The 14,447-nt window shown below is 57.8% G+C and carries 15 protein-coding genes and 1 tRNA gene; 13 read left to right on the forward strand and 3 right to left on the reverse strand.

The genetic code is table 11. From position 1 onward, the window contains the following. The first annotated feature begins 43 nt into the window (after positions 1 to 43). The 4 genes from JJQ76_RS13080 to JJQ76_RS13095 all read left to right on the forward strand — a co-directional run bounded on the left by JJQ76_RS13080 (position 44) and on the right by JJQ76_RS13095 (position 3,456). Positions 44 to 835, forward strand: coding sequence for a hypothetical protein (locus JJQ76_RS13080; protein WP_210397304.1), 792 nt, complete (start codon positions 44 to 46; stop codon positions 833 to 835). 264 nt (positions 836 to 1,099) lie between these two features. Then, a complete protein-coding gene (locus JJQ76_RS13085; protein WP_210397305.1) occupies positions 1,100 to 2,209 on the forward strand; it encodes a hypothetical protein in 1,110 nt (369 codons plus the stop codon). 3 nt (positions 2,210 to 2,212) lie between these two features. Next, a complete protein-coding gene (locus JJQ76_RS13090; RefSeq protein WP_210397306.1) occupies positions 2,213 to 2,521 on the forward strand; it encodes a helix-turn-helix domain-containing protein in 309 nt (102 codons plus the stop codon). Positions 2,522 to 2,568: 47 nt separating this feature from the next. Beyond that, positions 2,569 to 3,456: a tyrosine-type recombinase/integrase gene (locus JJQ76_RS13095; RefSeq protein ID WP_210397307.1), complete on the forward strand. Its 888-nt coding sequence runs from the start codon at positions 2,569 to 2,571 to the stop codon at positions 3,454 to 3,456. Between the two features lie 6 nt (positions 3,457 to 3,462). On the opposite strand, the gene JJQ76_RS13100 is transcribed toward JJQ76_RS13095, so the two are convergent. After that, positions 3,463 to 3,538 (reverse strand) — tRNA-Phe (locus tag JJQ76_RS13100). A 125-nt stretch (positions 3,539 to 3,663) separates the two neighbouring features. Here JJQ76_RS13100 and JJQ76_RS13105 point away from each other — a divergent pair. The 4 genes from JJQ76_RS13105 to waaF are packed head-to-tail and all read left to right on the forward strand — an operon-like array spanning position 3,664 to position 7,657. After that, complete coding sequence (locus tag JJQ76_RS13105; protein WP_210397308.1) at positions 3,664 to 4,236, forward strand: D-sedoheptulose-7-phosphate isomerase; 573 nt, start codon at positions 3,664 to 3,666, stop codon at positions 4,234 to 4,236. 5 nt (positions 4,237 to 4,241) lie between these two features. Continuing rightward, positions 4,242 to 5,693 carry a bifunctional D-glycero-beta-D-manno-heptose-7-phosphate kinase/D-glycero-beta-D-manno-heptose 1-phosphate adenylyltransferase HldE gene (hldE, locus tag JJQ76_RS13110; RefSeq protein ID WP_210397309.1) on the forward strand — a complete coding sequence of 484 codons (1,452 nt, stop codon included), beginning with the start codon at positions 4,242 to 4,244 and terminating at the stop codon, positions 5,691 to 5,693. Next, complete coding sequence (gene rfaD, locus JJQ76_RS13115) at positions 5,690 to 6,643, forward strand: ADP-glyceromanno-heptose 6-epimerase (RefSeq protein WP_210397310.1); 954 nt, start codon at positions 5,690 to 5,692, stop codon at positions 6,641 to 6,643. The genes hldE and rfaD overlap by 4 nt, the downstream gene beginning before the upstream one ends. 3 nt (positions 6,644 to 6,646) lie before the next feature. Then, on the forward strand, positions 6,647 to 7,657 hold the full coding sequence (waaF, locus tag JJQ76_RS13120) for a lipopolysaccharide heptosyltransferase II (RefSeq protein ID WP_343232539.1): 1,011 nt from the start codon (positions 6,647 to 6,649) through the stop codon (positions 7,655 to 7,657). Here the strand turns inward: waaF and JJQ76_RS13125 are convergent. Then, positions 7,654 to 8,694: a glycosyltransferase family 4 protein gene (locus JJQ76_RS13125; protein WP_210397311.1), complete on the reverse strand. Its 1,041-nt coding sequence runs from the start codon at positions 8,692 to 8,694 to the stop codon at positions 7,654 to 7,656. The genes waaF and JJQ76_RS13125 overlap by 4 nt on opposite strands. Positions 8,695 to 8,811: 117 nt before the next feature. On the opposite strand from JJQ76_RS13125, the gene JJQ76_RS13130 reads away from it, so the two are divergent. From JJQ76_RS13130 to JJQ76_RS13150, 5 genes are read left to right on the forward strand one after another with little or no spacing between them, the layout of a single operon-like run. Then, entirely contained in the window at positions 8,812 to 9,906 is a 1,095-nt protein-coding gene (locus JJQ76_RS13130; protein ID WP_210397312.1) for a glycosyltransferase family 4 protein, read from the forward strand. Positions 9,907 to 9,924: 18 nt separating this feature from the next. Further along, a complete protein-coding gene (locus tag JJQ76_RS13135; RefSeq protein WP_210397313.1) occupies positions 9,925 to 10,317 on the forward strand; it encodes an HAD hydrolase family protein in 393 nt (130 codons plus the stop codon). A gap of 1 nt (position 10,318) precedes the next feature. Continuing rightward, the gene (locus JJQ76_RS13140) at positions 10,319 to 11,902 is read left to right on the forward strand and encodes a hypothetical protein (RefSeq protein ID WP_210397314.1); all 1,584 of its coding nucleotides are present in this window, start codon (positions 10,319 to 10,321) and stop codon (positions 11,900 to 11,902) included. Beyond that, positions 11,902 to 12,621 (forward strand): glycosyltransferase family 2 protein, encoded by a 720-nt coding sequence (locus tag JJQ76_RS13145; RefSeq protein ID WP_246480752.1) that lies wholly within the window; start codon positions 11,902 to 11,904, stop codon positions 12,619 to 12,621. The genes JJQ76_RS13140 and JJQ76_RS13145 overlap by 1 nt, the downstream gene beginning before the upstream one ends. A 14-nt stretch (positions 12,622 to 12,635) precedes the next feature. Then, positions 12,636 to 13,640 (forward strand): WavE lipopolysaccharide synthesis family protein, encoded by a 1,005-nt coding sequence (locus JJQ76_RS13150; protein WP_210397315.1) that lies wholly within the window; start codon positions 12,636 to 12,638, stop codon positions 13,638 to 13,640. Here the strand turns inward: JJQ76_RS13150 and JJQ76_RS13155 are convergent. Further along, complete coding sequence (locus tag JJQ76_RS13155) at positions 13,637 to 14,416, reverse strand: glycosyltransferase family 2 protein (RefSeq protein ID WP_210397316.1); 780 nt, start codon at positions 14,414 to 14,416, stop codon at positions 13,637 to 13,639. The genes JJQ76_RS13150 and JJQ76_RS13155 overlap by 4 nt on opposite strands. Positions 14,417 to 14,447: the final 31 nt, after the last annotated feature.

Consider the following 14,447-nt stretch of genomic DNA (forward strand, 5'->3'; position numbering starts at 1 on the left):
GTGTTCAATCACGTATGCTCTGTAGTTTTGCAAGGAGTTACCTGTGGAGCTCAAACTTCTACATGTTAAGGATCTTAAAAAGATCCTTAACATGTTGTGGGAGATCCATTCTTACAGATCGGAGTTGACCGAGTACTTTTTCGAGGATGGAAAGGGCTTTCTCGATAGCGCCCCGACACCGTTTGGTTGGGCTGAACTTTATTCTGAGCCATTGATTAATCTTATTTGGTATCTGTTGGCGACAATTGATACGGATGGTGAGTTAATAAAGGAGCTTAAATCTAAAGCATCTCTGGCTGAGGTTGAGGCCATATTCGAAAGCATTGATGATCCCGAGCTGGTTGATTTCGGCGAAGGTGTGGAGCACACCAAATATTTGTTCTTGTGTATCTGGATTGCATTGATGCGCTCACTTGAAAGCGTTCAGGTCTACGGACGCTCTCTAAACCGGCTCATGGAAGATGTTGCTCAAGGCAACGATAAAGCGTTATTTGATGCGGTGAAACTGGACCACTCGATCACCGCGAATGAGCATGTACAACGCCGGATAGCCATTGCTGAGTTGAAGAAGGACCAAAGCTTTTTCAAGCGCCTAGCCAATTGCACAAAATCACGCCCGGAAAAACACAGCCCTAAGCTCTATCCGCTTAGGTATATGTTGGCGGTGACGCATGAGATAGGGCTTCTGGAAAAGCTCTCCATGGAAGAGGCCTACGAACTGTTCTGCCTTGAGCTAAAGGTCTATGACGGTAACGGCTCAGACCCTGCCGGTAGCCTGTGGCAGTTCATCGGGCGCTGGAAAAAAGACAACCTCAAACCCTACTACTCGACATGAAATGACGTTTTCGTGTCCTGTGCTTCGCCCCGTAATGTGAATATTTATATCGACCGTGTTTAACGATCCCAGGAGGGAAACAACATGGTCGATCATTCCGATCTTCAAAAGGTAGCCGCCGACAAGGGCGTTTCGCCGCAGTCGTCGCGCAGCGACGCCGCGGAAAACGCGTGCGAAGGTGGCACTTCAGGGCAGGCAGCGGGGGCGCCTCCTAGTAACACAGCACCCCCAAATTACACCGGACTCAGAATATTGCGCTGTGGCGTGGATAGCCTGTACCTGAGTTACGCGGGAAGCCTGACCGAAAACTACGAAACCCAACTCGAATGCCTGAAGGCCCTGGCGCAGTCGCAGGAGGGCACGGATCAGGCCGACGCCTACCTGTTCCTAGCGGATCACTCCTTCGCAGTGCGGGGTAAAGGGCGGGGCCGCTTCCCGTTCCTGCTGGTGGATAACTGGTACCAACTGCAACTCAGTCGGCGTAAGGCGGAACGTCTACCGTTGGCCTACGCGCAGGTCGCCAGTGAATTACTCACCTTCTGCGGTGTGGATGGCGCGGTAGGGCCGCTGACCAACATCGTTAGCATCTTTGCGGGGCAGGTGATTCACCCCACCGTCAGCCGGGTCGACCTCTGCGTGGACTTCACCACCGACCTCGACCTGGAAGCGATTCCGCAAAACCATTGGATCAGTCGCGCCAACAACTTCGCCCGTTACTACGTGCAGAACCGCTTCAGTGGTTACACCTTCGGCCAGGGTGGGCCGATCTCCTGCCGCCTCTACGACAAGACCCTCGAAATAGAAAAGTCCCAAAAGACCTTTCTCTACCCGTTGTGGGCCGCGCAAGGTTGGGATGGTGAGTCGCCGGTGTGGCGGTTGGAGTTCCAGTTCCAGCGTGAGGTATTAGGCGAATGTGCGATCCGCACCGTTCCGGAACTGAAGCAGGCCCTGAATCCCCTGTGGACCTACGCCACTCACCAGTGGCTGCAACTCAAGTACCCCCAGGGCGACAGCAATCAGTCCCGCTGGCCGGTCTATCCCGAATGGCAATCTTTGCTCGGTGCCGAGTTCAACGACAGTGCCCGCGAGTCGGTCCTGCGGGTACGCAAAGATACCGCCCCCTCGGACCGTTACCTGTTCGTGAATGGCCTCGGTGGCCTGACCTCGTTCATGGCCCGTGAAGGGATCCAGTCGATTGATGAGGCGCTGGAGACCTATCTGGTCAAAGCCCACGAGTACCACCGGCAGCAAAGCCAACGAACCGGCAAAACCCTCCCCACCTATGTCCGTGAGAAGGTCGAGCAAAAACGCACCCGCTACGCGGCGCGTAAGGCGACGGAGAGCCGCGAGCAACGCGAGCGGGGGCGCTCATGAACCATGCACGCACTAGGACTCAAGGAGGCGGCTGCTTTCCTGCATCTGTCGCCCTCAACGCTGGGGATGCTTGCTCGTTCCGGCAAGATCAAAGCCGCCAAACCGGGCAAGCGTTGGGTGTTCCTCGAACGCGATCTTGTGGCCTACCTGGACCGGCTTTATGCTGGTCGTGGGCAAGCGCCGCAACGTGATTGTGAAGAGGAGACTTCACAATGGCAGTTTATAAACGCGGCACCACGTGGTGGGTTAGCTTCACAACGCCCGGCGGGCAAAGAGTACGCCGCTCTGCTGGGACTGACGACAAGAGGCTAGCGCAGGAGTACCACGACCGCCTCAAGCACGAGGCATGGCGTATTCACATGCTGGGGGAAAAACCCCGGCGCACCTGGCAGGAGGCTGTGGTGCGGTGGCTGGCCGATACGCAGGAGAAAGCGGATCACCAGAAAGACGTGGGCAAATTGAAGTGGCTGGATACCTACCTTCGGGACAGGTATCTGGACCAGATTGATCGGGACTTGATCGACGAGATCGGCCGGATCAAACGGGCCGAAAGCAGCCCTTCAACCGCCAATCGTTATCTGGCGCTGATGCGAGCGATTCTGCGAATGGCGCGCAATGAGTGGGACTGGATCGACAAGGTGCCCCATTTCCGCCTCTATCGGGAGCCACAAAAACGAGTGCGTTGGCTACGCCCCAAGGAGGCCGACCGGTTATTGAAGGAGTTGCCGCCCCATCTGGAAGTGATGGCGCGGTTCTCCCTGGCAACGGGTCTGCGGCAACGGAATGTGTCGTACCTCCGGTGGGAGCAGGTGAACTTGGCCACCGGTATGGCGTGGATTCATGCTGATCAGTCCAAGTCGCGCAAAGCCTTTGCGGTGCCGCTCAATCAGGACGCCCTTCAGGTTCTGATCGGACAGCAGGGGCAGCATCCGGAATACTGCTTCACCTACCACGGTGAACCGGTGGACCGGACCACCACCAAGGCGTGGTACAAGGCACTCAAACGAGCCGGTATCTCGGACTTTCGCTGGCACGATCTCAGGCATACCTGGGCATCCTGGCACGTGCAGAACGGGACCAGCTTATACGAGTTGATGGAATTGGGTGGATGGTCGTCGTTTGAGATGGTTTTACGCTACGCGCACATGGCGGGCGAACACCTCAGAAAAGCGGCGGGACACGTGGACGGTACGGTTTTGACACACCCCAGAAACAACAAAGGCCTGCGGTTAATCGCAAGCCTTTGAAGTAAGTGGTGCCCGGACGCGGAATCGAACCACGGACACGAGGATTTTCAATCCTCTGCTCTACCAACTGAGCTATCCGGGCAGCAAGAGGCGCGTATTTAATCCCGAAACTTGGAGGGTGTCAATAGCCTTCGGCAAGGTCGTGGTTTCGGCTTGCTGGCCTCTGCTATAATGGCGCCCTTCTCAGGGTTTACGGGTGGATAGAGCGTGAAAAGTAGTTTTGACGCGGCGCTGAAGCGCCATCGCCAGTTGTTCGATAAGCTGGACGCATTGCAGCCGCAAGTAGAGCAGTTGGCTGAGGCGGTTATCCAGTGTCTGCGCGCCGGCGGTAAGGTGCTGTGGGCCGGCAACGGTGGCAGCGCGGCGGACGCCCAGCACCTGGCGGCCGAATTTATGGTGCGCTATAAAGCCGAGCGGGGGCCGCTGGCCTCCATCGCCCTGACCACCGACTCCTCTATCCTCACCGCGCACAGCAACGACTACAGCTTTGACTCCCTGTTTGCGCGCCAGGTTGAAGGGCTGGCTCGCCCCGGTGACCTGTTTATTGGTATCAGTACCTCCGGCAATAGTATCAACGTGATTCAGGCGGTTGATAAGGCGCGCGAACGGGGCATTCAATCGGCTGTATTGCTGGGTCGTGATGGCGGTCAGTTGGCAGGTCTGGCGGACCTTTCCGTGATCGTGCCGGATGATGAAACGGCGCGGATCCAGGAAGCGCACATCTTTATCGGCCACTGGTTGTGTGAAGTGGTCGATGCTCAGTTGGCGAGCAAGGATTAATACGGATGCAGCATTTTATTCCCGATTTTGGCCGTAGCCGGGTTCTGGTAGTCGGTGACCTGATGCTCGACCGCTACTGGCACGGTGCCACCCAGCGTATCTCTCCGGAAGCACCGGTGCCAGTGGTGCATATCAAGGATCATGAAGGGCGTGTCGGTGGTGCCGGTAACGTGGCGGTTAACATTGCCGCGCTTGGCGGTCAGGCGACACTGTTATCACTGGTGGGCAAGGATGAGGCGGCGGATACGTTGCGGCTGCAGCTGGCAGAGGCGGGTGTGGCCTGCGAATTCGAAGTAGTCGAGGGTTCGGATACCATCACCAAGCTGCGGGTGATGAGTCGCAATCAGCAACTGATCCGGCTCGACTTCGAGGACGGCTTTGCCGATTACGATCATGCTCACCTGCTCAGCCGTTTTGATCGGGTACTGGACAGCGCTGATGTGGTGGTGTTTTCCGACTACGGCAAGGGTTGTCTGGACGAAATTCGTGCCATGATCAGCCGCGCGCGGGCGGCCGGTAAACAGGTACTGGTGGACCCCAAGGGCACCGACTTCAGCCGCTACAGCGGCGCCACCCTGATCACTCCCAACGAGTCCGAGTTTGCCGCCGTTGCCGGAGAGTGGCGGGATGACGACGAGCTGGTGGCCAAAGCGCACCAACTGATCGACGGTTGTCAGCTGGGTGGTTTATTGATTACCCGCAGCGAACGCGGTATGGCGCTGGTCCGCTGTGATGACGAGCTGCATATCCCCACCGTCGCCCGGGAGGTGTATGACGTCACCGGTGCCGGTGATACGGTGATCGCCACGCTGGCGGCGGCCCTTGCGGCCGGTGAGAGCGCAGCCGATGCTACCCGTCTGGCAAATCTGGCCGCCGGCATTGTGGTCGGTAAATTAGGCACGGCGACGGTGTCGGCGGAGGAACTCAATCGGGCGGTGTTGGGTGATTCGGCGGAGGAAACCGGCGTGCTGGGGCTGCACGCGCTGCAGCGCCAACTGAACGCGGCACGTGCTCGGGGCGAAAAGATCGTGATGACCAACGGCTGTTTCGATATTTTGCACGCCGGCCACGTGCAGTATCTGGAACAGGCGCGCTCGCTGGGGGACCGGCTGGTGGTGGCGGTCAATACCGATGATTCCGTGAATCGGCTGAAAGGCCCGGAGCGCCCCATCAATACCTTGGAGCAGCGAATGGCAGTGCTGTCCGGTCTGGCCAGTGTGGATTGGGTGATCGCCTTTGGCAAGGATTCCCCCGACGACACGCCGGCGGAGCTGATCCGCGAACTCCTGCCCGATATTCTGGTCAAGGGGGGAGACTACAAGGCGGAAGATGTCGCCGGCGGCGAGGCGGTAATCAATAATGGCGGCGAAGTGATTATTCTGGGCTTTCTGGATGGTTGTTCGACCACCAATATCGTTCGCCGTATCCGCACCAGTGAGGAGAACAAAGGCTCATGATTATTGTCACCGGCGGTGCCGGCATGATCGGCAGCAACATCGTCAAGGGGCTGAACCAGCGCGGTGTCACTGACATTCTGGTGGTGGATAACCTCACCAACGGTCACAAGTTCTGGAATCTGCAGGACTGTCAGATTCTCGACTACCTCGACAAGGACGACTTTATCCAGCGGATCCGTTCCGGTGAGCGTTTTGACAGCGTGACCGCGGTCTTTCATGAGGGCGCTTGCTCGGCGACCACCGAGTGGAACGGCAAATACATGATGGATAACAACTACGAGTACTCCAAGTCGCTGCTGAACTGGTGTGTTGAGCGCCAGGTGCCCTTCATTTATGCATCATCAGCCGCCACCTATGGCAAAACCGAGACCTTCCGTGAAGAGCTGGGCTGTGAAGGCCCGCTGAATGTTTACGGCTACTCGAAGTGGCAGTTCGACCAGTATGTCCGCGCTCACCAGGCGCGCTTCAAAAGCCTGGTGGTAGGGCTGCGCTATTTCAACGTCTATGGCCCGCGCGAGCAGCACAAGGGCAGCATGGCCAGCGTTGCGTTTCATCTCAACAACCAGATTCATGCCGGCGAGAACCCCAAACTGTTCGGGGGCTACGATCACTATCAGGCCGGTGAGCAGAAACGTGATTTTGTTTATGTGGGTGACGTGGTCAAGGTGAATCTGTGGTTCCTTGATCATCCCCGTGTTGAGCTCAGTGGTATCTATAACCTCGGTAGCGGTCGTTGTCAGTCATTCAACGATGTCGCCAATGCGGTGATCGCTTATCACGGTCACGGTGAGATCGAATATATTCCCTTTCCGGATCATCTCAAGGGGGCGTACCAGAGCTTTACCGAAGCCGACATCAGCAAGCTGCGCGGCGTCGGCTATGCCGAACCCTTCAGGAGTGTTGAAGAGGGTGTGGGCGAATATATGCAGTGGTTGCACAGGGAACAGTAGCGGGTGATAAATCGGTGGTTGATAGTCGGCCCCTCCTGGGTCGGCGACATGGTAATGGCGCAGTCGTTATTCAAGGCGCTTAAACGGGCCGAGCCCGAGTGCCGGATTGATGTGGTTGCACCGGCGTGGTCACACCCGATCCTAGCGCGGATGCCGGAGGTTAACGAGGCGATTAACCTTGACGTCAAACACGGTGAATGGGGCTTTCGAAAGCGACTGCAGCTAGGGCGTCAGTTGGAGGCCAATCGTTACTCCCGCAGCATCGTGATCCCGCGTTCGCTGAAGGCGGCGCTGGTGCCGTTCTTTGCGTCCATCCCGGTGCGAACCGGCTTTCGCGGTGAGATGCGTTACGGTTTGCTGAATGATATGCGCCTGTTGGATAAAAGGCGTCTGCCGCTGGCGGTGCAGCGTTTTGTGGCGTTGGGGCTGGAACCCTCCGTTAGCGCCCCGGAAATCATTAATCCGTCGCTGCATGTCGATGCCGGCAATCAACAGCGTCTGATCGCCGAGCTGGCGTTGCAGCTTGAGCGTCCGGTAGCGGCGCTGCTGCCGGGAGCTGAGTTCGGCCCCGCCAAACAGTGGCCGGAGCAACACTGGGCGCAACTGGCGGAGCAGCTGACCGAGCAGGGCTATCAGGTATGGTGTCTGGGTTCTCCCAAGGACGAGGCTGTGGCCACCCGGATTCAGGCGCAGACTAACGCCCCGATTCTTAACCTGTGCGGCAAAACTCGCCTTGAAGATGCCGTCGATCTGCTGGCGCTGGCCGATGTGGCGATCAGCAACGATTCGGGGCTGATGCATGTGGCCGCTGCGGTTGATTGTCATGTGATTGCGATCTACCGCACTACGACCCCGGACTACACCCCGCCGCTGACCGACAAGACCGACATCCTGCGAGCTGATCTTGGCGGCCGCAGCGAGCTGATGGGGGTGCGGGAGTTGCCTGAAGGGCACGGCATCAAGGATGTGACGGTTGCGGAAGTGGTTGGTTGTATGCAGCGTCGAGACCTTTAGGTCTGCCACAGCTGCTCATACAGCTCCCAGCACTGGCTAAAGACCACTTCGGGTGCATACATCCTGACCGTTCCGGCTCCGCCTGCGGTCAGTTGCTGGTTCAGGTTCGGGGACTCGATCAGCTGTAACAGCGCCTGGCGCAGCGCATCGCTGTTCGCTGCCGGGACCAGCAGGCCGTTTTTGCCGCTTTGAATAATATCGGGTATCCCGCCGACCTCGGAGGCGATTACCGGCACATGGTGATGCATCGCTTCCAGAATGGTGGAGCCGAACCCCTCTTTGAGTGACGGCATCAGCAGCACCTCCATGCAGGCGAGGTAGCTGCCGATGCCTTGAACTTGTCCTTCGAAGGTTACATTGGACAATCCTTCGGCCTGTTCCCGTAGCGCTTCCTGATTCGGCCCCGAGCCGAGAAACAGGAAATGCAGCTCGGGATGGGTTTGCGCCATTTTGCGTGCCACCTCCAGAGTGAACTGCTGCCCTTTCAGGTCGATCAGGGCGCCGATCTGCCCTATCAGGCGTTTGCCGGCGAAACGTTTCCGTAGCGTAGTTACCGTGGCTTGGTCCGCCGGGACCGGAAAACAGGCGGAAGGAATCAGCGGTCGTTGCTGCTCGGGAGCGATCTTCTGCACTTGCGCCTGAATCGCGCGACTGAGGCAGATAACTGCGCTGGCGTTACGATAGGTCTGCCGGGTTAGCCAGCGGCTGGATAGCGCGTGTTCAACGCGTCGAGTGATGACATAGGGCGTTCCGGTCAACCTACGATGTAGCCATCCCCAATAGACGGAGCGGCCATCATGGCAGTGCACCAAGTCGGCGCCACCGCAGGCCTGGTTGAAATGGACCTGCAACTGATTGCTGGCACTGACAACCTGACATCCTGCGGCGCGGCCAAGGTCGGCCAGCGGATTGCCCGGCTTGGTGATCAGGGTTTGCTGAAGGCCGGGTTGCTTGCTGAGATAGCTGAGCAGGTTGGCGGTCTGGCGTTCACCGCCCCCGAATGCGCTCGACAGGTTGATATGTACGATATGCGGCATGATGTCATCTTGTTTCGGTTTGCGCAGAGTATACCCTGTCTGTGTCGTGGTGCGGTTTATGCCATCGAGCGGCACGGGTGATAGAATGCCCTTTTTTCGCACAGAGCCTCACATCCCATGAAACTACTGGTCATCAGCTCCTATACCGATACTTGGAACAGCGTCCGCCCGGAAGCCGAAATGATCATCGGCCTCAAGCACGCTGGAGTCGATGTGACCCTGATGACCCAGGGCGATGCCGAGTACGTACCGCGGTTTCGCGACCAGGGCGTCGAGGTGATTGATTTTCACCCGCGTAAGAAGTTTAGTTGGAGCGCAATCGAGCGGATTCGTGCTGAGCTGAAGCGTGGGCGCTACGACGTGCTTTACCTGTTTAACAATAAGGCGATTACCAGCGGCTTGCTGGCTGCCGTCGGGCTGCCGGTCAAGGTGGTTAACTATCGGGGCCAGACCGGTAATATCTACCGCCATGATCCGGCCAGTTATCTGACTCACTTGAACCCCCGTGTAGACGGCATTATCGGCGTTGCCAATGCGGTACGCGATGACTTGCGTCCCCGCGTTTTTCTGCCGGAGGAGCGGGTGATCACTGTTTACAAGGGCCATGATCTGGCCTGGTATGAAAATACCCAGCCTGCCGACCTTACCCAGGAGTTCGGCATTCCGGCGGAGGCGGTGAAGGTGATCTGCGTCGCCAATGCCCGCCCACGCAAGGGGATGCCGCTTTTGATCGAGGCGTTTGGGCAGCTGCAGTCAGCTCAGGAGGTACACCTGATCCTGGTTGGTGGCGGTATGGACGCGCCGGAATTTCAGCAGTTGGTGAGCACTTCGCCCGCCAGTCAGCGGATCCATGTGGCGGGCTTTCGCAAAGATGTACCGCAACTGGTCAGTGCCTGTGATATCTCGGTGCTGCCGTCGCTCAAGCGTGAAGGCCTTCCGAAAACGGTTATTGAGGCGATGGCCTACGGGGTTGCACCTATCGTCAGTGATACCGGTGGTAGCGCCGAGTTGGTTGAGCCTGATGTCAGCGGCATCGTGGTCGAGCCCGGTAAAGCTGAGCAATTGACCGCAGCGATGCAACGTTTGGTAGATGATGCCGATAGTCGCCAGAAGATGGGGGCGGCGGCGAGAGTGCGCTTGGGCGAGCTGTTCACGGTGGATCGCGCGGTGGCGGACACCCACGCGTTCTTTATCCGCCTCACGCAAAGCTGATCGTCAGGGAGTGGTGTTATGAAAAAGCTGGTAATTGATCTCGACGGCACGCTGACTATCGATGCCCCCGGCCCCTATCCCGATAAGGAGCCCAACGCAGCGGTGGTCGAGAAGTTACGGCAGTACCAGCGCCTGGGCTTTCAGATCGTCATTTACACCGCCCGCAATATGCGGACCTATGAAGGTAATGTGGGGCAGATTAACGTCCACACACTGCCGGTGATTCTGGATTGGCTTGCGCAGCACCGGATTCCCTTTGACGAGGTGATCGTCGGCAAGCCCTGGTGTGGTACCGAGGGTTTTTATGTCGACGACAAAGCGCTGCGGCCGTCGGAGTTTGCTGCGTTGTCGCCGGCGGAAGTGAAAGCGCTGCTGGATACCGAAGCGACCGCACACTCGGGGGCCAAGTGAGATGTTTCTGATTACCTCGGGCGCTTATATTGATCAGGAGTTTGTCAGCGAGATCGGACTGCTGCCACCCAGCTTTCTGCCCGTTGGTAATCGCTGCCTCTATGAGTATCAGATCGAGCTGGCTGAGCGCTTTGGCCAGCCCATCTACCTGTCGATTCCTGCCAGCTTCGAGCTCAGTGAATACGAACAGCAATACATAGAGGCTCATCAGGTGGAGTTGATCCGGGTTCCGGAAGGTTTGAGTCTGGGGCAATCGGTCCTTTACTGTTTGAACATGACCGGTGTCGATCAGGGCGAGCTGCGCATCCTTCACGGTGACACCCTTTACCCAGCGCTACCCGAAGGCCTTGACCTGGTCAGCGTCTCACCGAACACCGGCTATTACCGCCGGGCGATGGTTAACCCGGACGAGGTGCCGTTTCTGCTGGAGCGGATGGCGGTCGACGATGAAGAGGTCCTGAGCGGGTTCTTTGCTTTCAGTTGTGCCCGTTCTCTGGTCCGATACCTGGCGATGAACCAGGGCGGCTTTGTGCCCGCGCTTAGCGACTACCACCTTGAGCAAACGCTGACGCCACTGCCGGTGCTGGGTTGGTATGATTTCGGCCATATCAATGCCTACTTTGGCTCACGCGCCGGATTTACCACTCAACGCAGTTTTAACGCGTTGCAGATTGATGGCCGGACGGTGGTCAAGAGCAGTGATAACCACGCCAAGGTGCGGGGTGAGATTCACTGGTTTTCCGAGGTACCGCCGAGCTTGTCGGTGTTTGCGCCCAAGTTGCTATCGTCGGAGGTCGCCGAGGGGCGTTCCCGTTATACCCTGGAGTATGTATATAACCTGCCGTTAAGCGATCTGTTTGTATTCGGGCGGCTGGCCAAAGAGACCTGGCGCAGTATCTTTCACTCCTGTCGTCACTTCATGAGCCTGGGGCGTTTGGCCGCTGAGTCGGCGACGTTGGCGCCGGACTCGCTGGAAGGGCTTTACCTACCCAAAACCCTGGCGCGTTTGCGCCAGTTTGGTGCAGCCAGCGGATGGGATATTGACAGTCCGGTTAGCTTCAACGGCCGTCGGTTCCCCTCTCCGCTGGAGATGGCGGAGAAGAGCAGCCAGTGGATTGGGCCTGCCGGTGTTGCCGATGTTGCGGTTGTCCATGGTGATTTCTGCTTCAGCAACATTCTCTACGATTTCCGTACGCGGCGAATCAAGGTGGTTGATCCGCGTGGTATTGATCTTGACGGCAAGCCCTCCATTTTTGGGGATCAGCGCTATGACTACGCCAAGTTGTATCACTCGGTGCACGGTCTCTATGATCTGATCGTCGCTGGGCGGCTTGAGGCATCCGGCAATCAGACTGAGCAGCTGCTGGAATTGAGAGATGACTGGTTTGATTATCACCAGTCGATCAAGCAAGTGTTTGAAGAGGTGTTCTTCGGCGGACAACCCGAAAAAATGGCCAGTATTCGGGCGATCAACGTGCACCTGTTTCTGTCGATGCTGCCACTGCATGCCGACCGGCCTGACCGCCAGCTTACCATGCTGGCTAACGCCTACCGGCTCTATGCCGAATTGGAGAAGGAAAGCTGATGTTCGTGATTCCGATGGCAGGGCTGTCGTCGCGCTTTTTCAAAGCCGGCTATACCCAACCGAAATACATGCTCAAGGCCCGGGATGAGACCCTTTTTGCCCATGCGGTGAACAGCTTTGCCGACTATTTCGAGCAGGACCGTTTTCTGTTTGTGGTGCGCAGCGACTACGATACCCCGGCCTTTGTTGCTGCCGAAGCAGAGCGTCTCGGAATAACCGATTTTGAACTGGTGGTGCTTGATCGTGAAACTGCAGGCCAGGCGGAAACAGTCGCCTTGGCGTTGAATGGTTATTCCGGTGAGCCGCTGTACATCTTCAATATCGATACCTTCCGACCCGGCTACCGCAAACCGTCGTTTTGCGATCTTGCGGACGGCTATCTGGAAACCTTCATCGGCAGCGGTAAAAACTGGAGTAATATCGAGCCGCAGCAGCCGGGCTCGGATCGCGTGATCCGCACCGCCGAGAAGCAGGAGATCTCGGAGTACTGCTGTACTGGCTTGTACCATTGGGGCAGCGCCGATCTGTATCGCCGTTACTACGATCAATACGCGCGGTTGGATAAGAGCCAGTTGGACGCCGGTGAGCAGTACGTGGCGCCGATGTACAATCTGGCGATTCGCGACGGCTGCGATATTCGCTTCTCGGTTATCGAGCGCGAAGAGGTAATCTTCTGCGGTACTCCAGATGAATACACCGCTTACCTCGGCGAGCAGTGATTGGGGACGGAACCATGATCGACAACCGTGATATCAGCGTGGTGGTCCAGGGACCGGTGCAGGCATTGGCCGATCGACCGATGGATGAAGGCATCACCTATCGCAGTCTTAAAAGTGTGCGCCAGTACCTGCCGGGGGCGCACATTATCTTGTCTACCTGGCATGAACAAAACCTGGATGGGCTCGACTTTGACGAGCTGGTGCTCTGTGACGACCCCGGTCCCAATATCTACCGCTATCTCGCTGACGGCGAGCCGGGCAAGCTGAACAATAATCGTCAGATCGTGTCGTCGCGCGAAGGGCTCAAGCGAGTCAAAACCCGCTACGCGATGAAGCTGCGCTCGGATAACTTTCTGGTCGGCGACCAGTTCAAGGCGCTGCAGCAGCGATTCGATAAGCGCCATCCCGAGTATGCGTTTCTGCAGCAGCGGGTGGTGGTTAATAACACTTTCACTCGTGAGTACGCCAAGGGAATGCCGGTGGTATTTCACGCCTGCGATTTCTTCTATTTTGGTCTCACCGAGGATCTGCTGGCGCTCTGGGATCTGCCGTTGTTCGAGGATTATCCGTTTGATCCTGAAAAACTGGGCAAGGTGCAGGGACTGGGCAGCCCCTACTTTCCGCCGGACTGCACCCAGAAGTTCTGGTTGGCGGCGCTGCAGCGGTTTGATGATTCGATCCGCATTGATCATCTGCACCACTGCAACCCGGAACTAAAGCGTACCAGCGATCTTTGCTACGCCAACAATCTGGTGGTGGGGGAGCCCGCGGTTATCGGGTTGGGGCTGAACAGCAAGTTTTCGGGTGACGAGCGTGCCAATCGCCTCAGCGGCACTATCACCTATCTCTCCCATTTGGGCTGGCAGCGGCTGTACCGCAAATACTGTGATCCGGACTGGCGCATCGAAGGCAATCTGGCCGACTGGCTGCGACAGACCAGCCTGCGTGCTGTGTTGCTGCCTGGCAAATGGGTCGAGGGGCAGTTGCGGTTGCGTAAATGGGTGGCAAAAAACCGTTAGTCTTGCCGCTGTTTCTGGGCCAGTACCCACAAGGCGAAGTACTTGTTAAAGGTATAGTGAGTGGACTGAACCGCCAGCAGCAGGCCGTGTTTGCCGTCGAGAATGCCCCGCTGCAGCAGGTACTTGCGCACAAACATCCAGAACGAGCGTAACAGTACGCCGGCTACGCTGACCCGCTTGCCGCGGCTGTAGCGGTCGCGGGCCCAGTCGTCGGCATAACGCACCGATTTGGTCATATAGGCGGCAAAGGACTCGGTGGTGTAGTGATGCAGGTCGCCGGCAAGTTCCCGTACCCGATCACGCGGGCAGTCGATCGCTTCATGGACCTGGGCGTCGTTGTAGCCATAGTCGGCGGCGCGGTGCAGGCGCACCACCTGGTCGGGATACCAGCCACTGTGACGAATGAAACGGCCAAAGTAATCGGTGAGGCGGGCACAGCGATAAGCGCAGCCTCGCTCCGGTGCTCTCAGGACTTGCTCAATAGACTGGCGCAGTTCGGGGGATATCACCTCATCACTATCCAGCCAGAACAGCCATTCGCCCCGAGCGTGCTCCTGCGCCTTCTGACGTTGGCGCCCGAACCCCTGCCAATCGGTGTCGGTTACGACCCGGGCGCCCAGCTCTTGGGCGATGGTGAGGGTCTCATCACTGCTGCCGCTGTCATAGACCAACAGCTCGTCCGCCCAAGCAGCGCTTTCGAGGCAGCGACGGAGCAGGTTGCCGGAGTTCTTGGTCAGGACAACGACGGTCAGCTGGATGGTTTGCTCCACGGTCATAGGGGAAGCCTCGTTGCGGCGTTGGTTGCAA

This window comes from Motiliproteus sediminis, assembly GCF_017912535.1.
Taxonomy (GTDB): domain Bacteria; phylum Pseudomonadota; class Gammaproteobacteria; order Pseudomonadales; family Balneatricaceae; genus Motiliproteus; species Motiliproteus sediminis.

Bases quoted from the DNA above. Each gene is read 5' to 3' on its own strand.
- JJQ76_RS13125 (WP_210397311.1), bottom strand. From the start codon at position 8,694: ATGCCGCATATCGTACATATCAACCTGTCGAGCGCATTCGGGGGCGGT.
- JJQ76_RS13150 (WP_210397315.1), top strand. From the start codon at position 12,636: ATGATCGACAACCGTGATATCAGCGTGGTGGTCCAGGGACCGGTGCAG.
- JJQ76_RS13155 (WP_210397316.1), bottom strand. From the start codon at position 14,416: ATGACCGTGGAGCAAACCATCCAGCTGACCGTCGTTGTCCTGACCAAG.
- JJQ76_RS13095 (WP_210397307.1), top strand. From the start codon at position 2,569: ATGCTGGGGGAAAAACCCCGGCGCACCTGGCAGGAGGCTGTGGTGCGG.
- JJQ76_RS13140 (WP_210397314.1), top strand. From the start codon at position 10,319: ATGTTTCTGATTACCTCGGGCGCTTATATTGATCAGGAGTTTGTCAGC.
- JJQ76_RS13090 (WP_210397306.1), top strand. From the start codon at position 2,213: ATGCACGCACTAGGACTCAAGGAGGCGGCTGCTTTCCTGCATCTGTCG.
- JJQ76_RS13145 (WP_246480752.1), top strand. From the start codon at position 11,902: ATGTTCGTGATTCCGATGGCAGGGCTGTCGTCGCGCTTTTTCAAAGCC.
- JJQ76_RS13130 (WP_210397312.1), top strand. From the start codon at position 8,812: ATGAAACTACTGGTCATCAGCTCCTATACCGATACTTGGAACAGCGTC.
- rfaD (WP_210397310.1), top strand. From the start codon at position 5,690: ATGATTATTGTCACCGGCGGTGCCGGCATGATCGGCAGCAACATCGTC.
- JJQ76_RS13135 (WP_210397313.1), top strand. From the start codon at position 9,925: ATGAAAAAGCTGGTAATTGATCTCGACGGCACGCTGACTATCGATGCC.
- hldE (WP_210397309.1), top strand. From the start codon at position 4,242: ATGCAGCATTTTATTCCCGATTTTGGCCGTAGCCGGGTTCTGGTAGTC.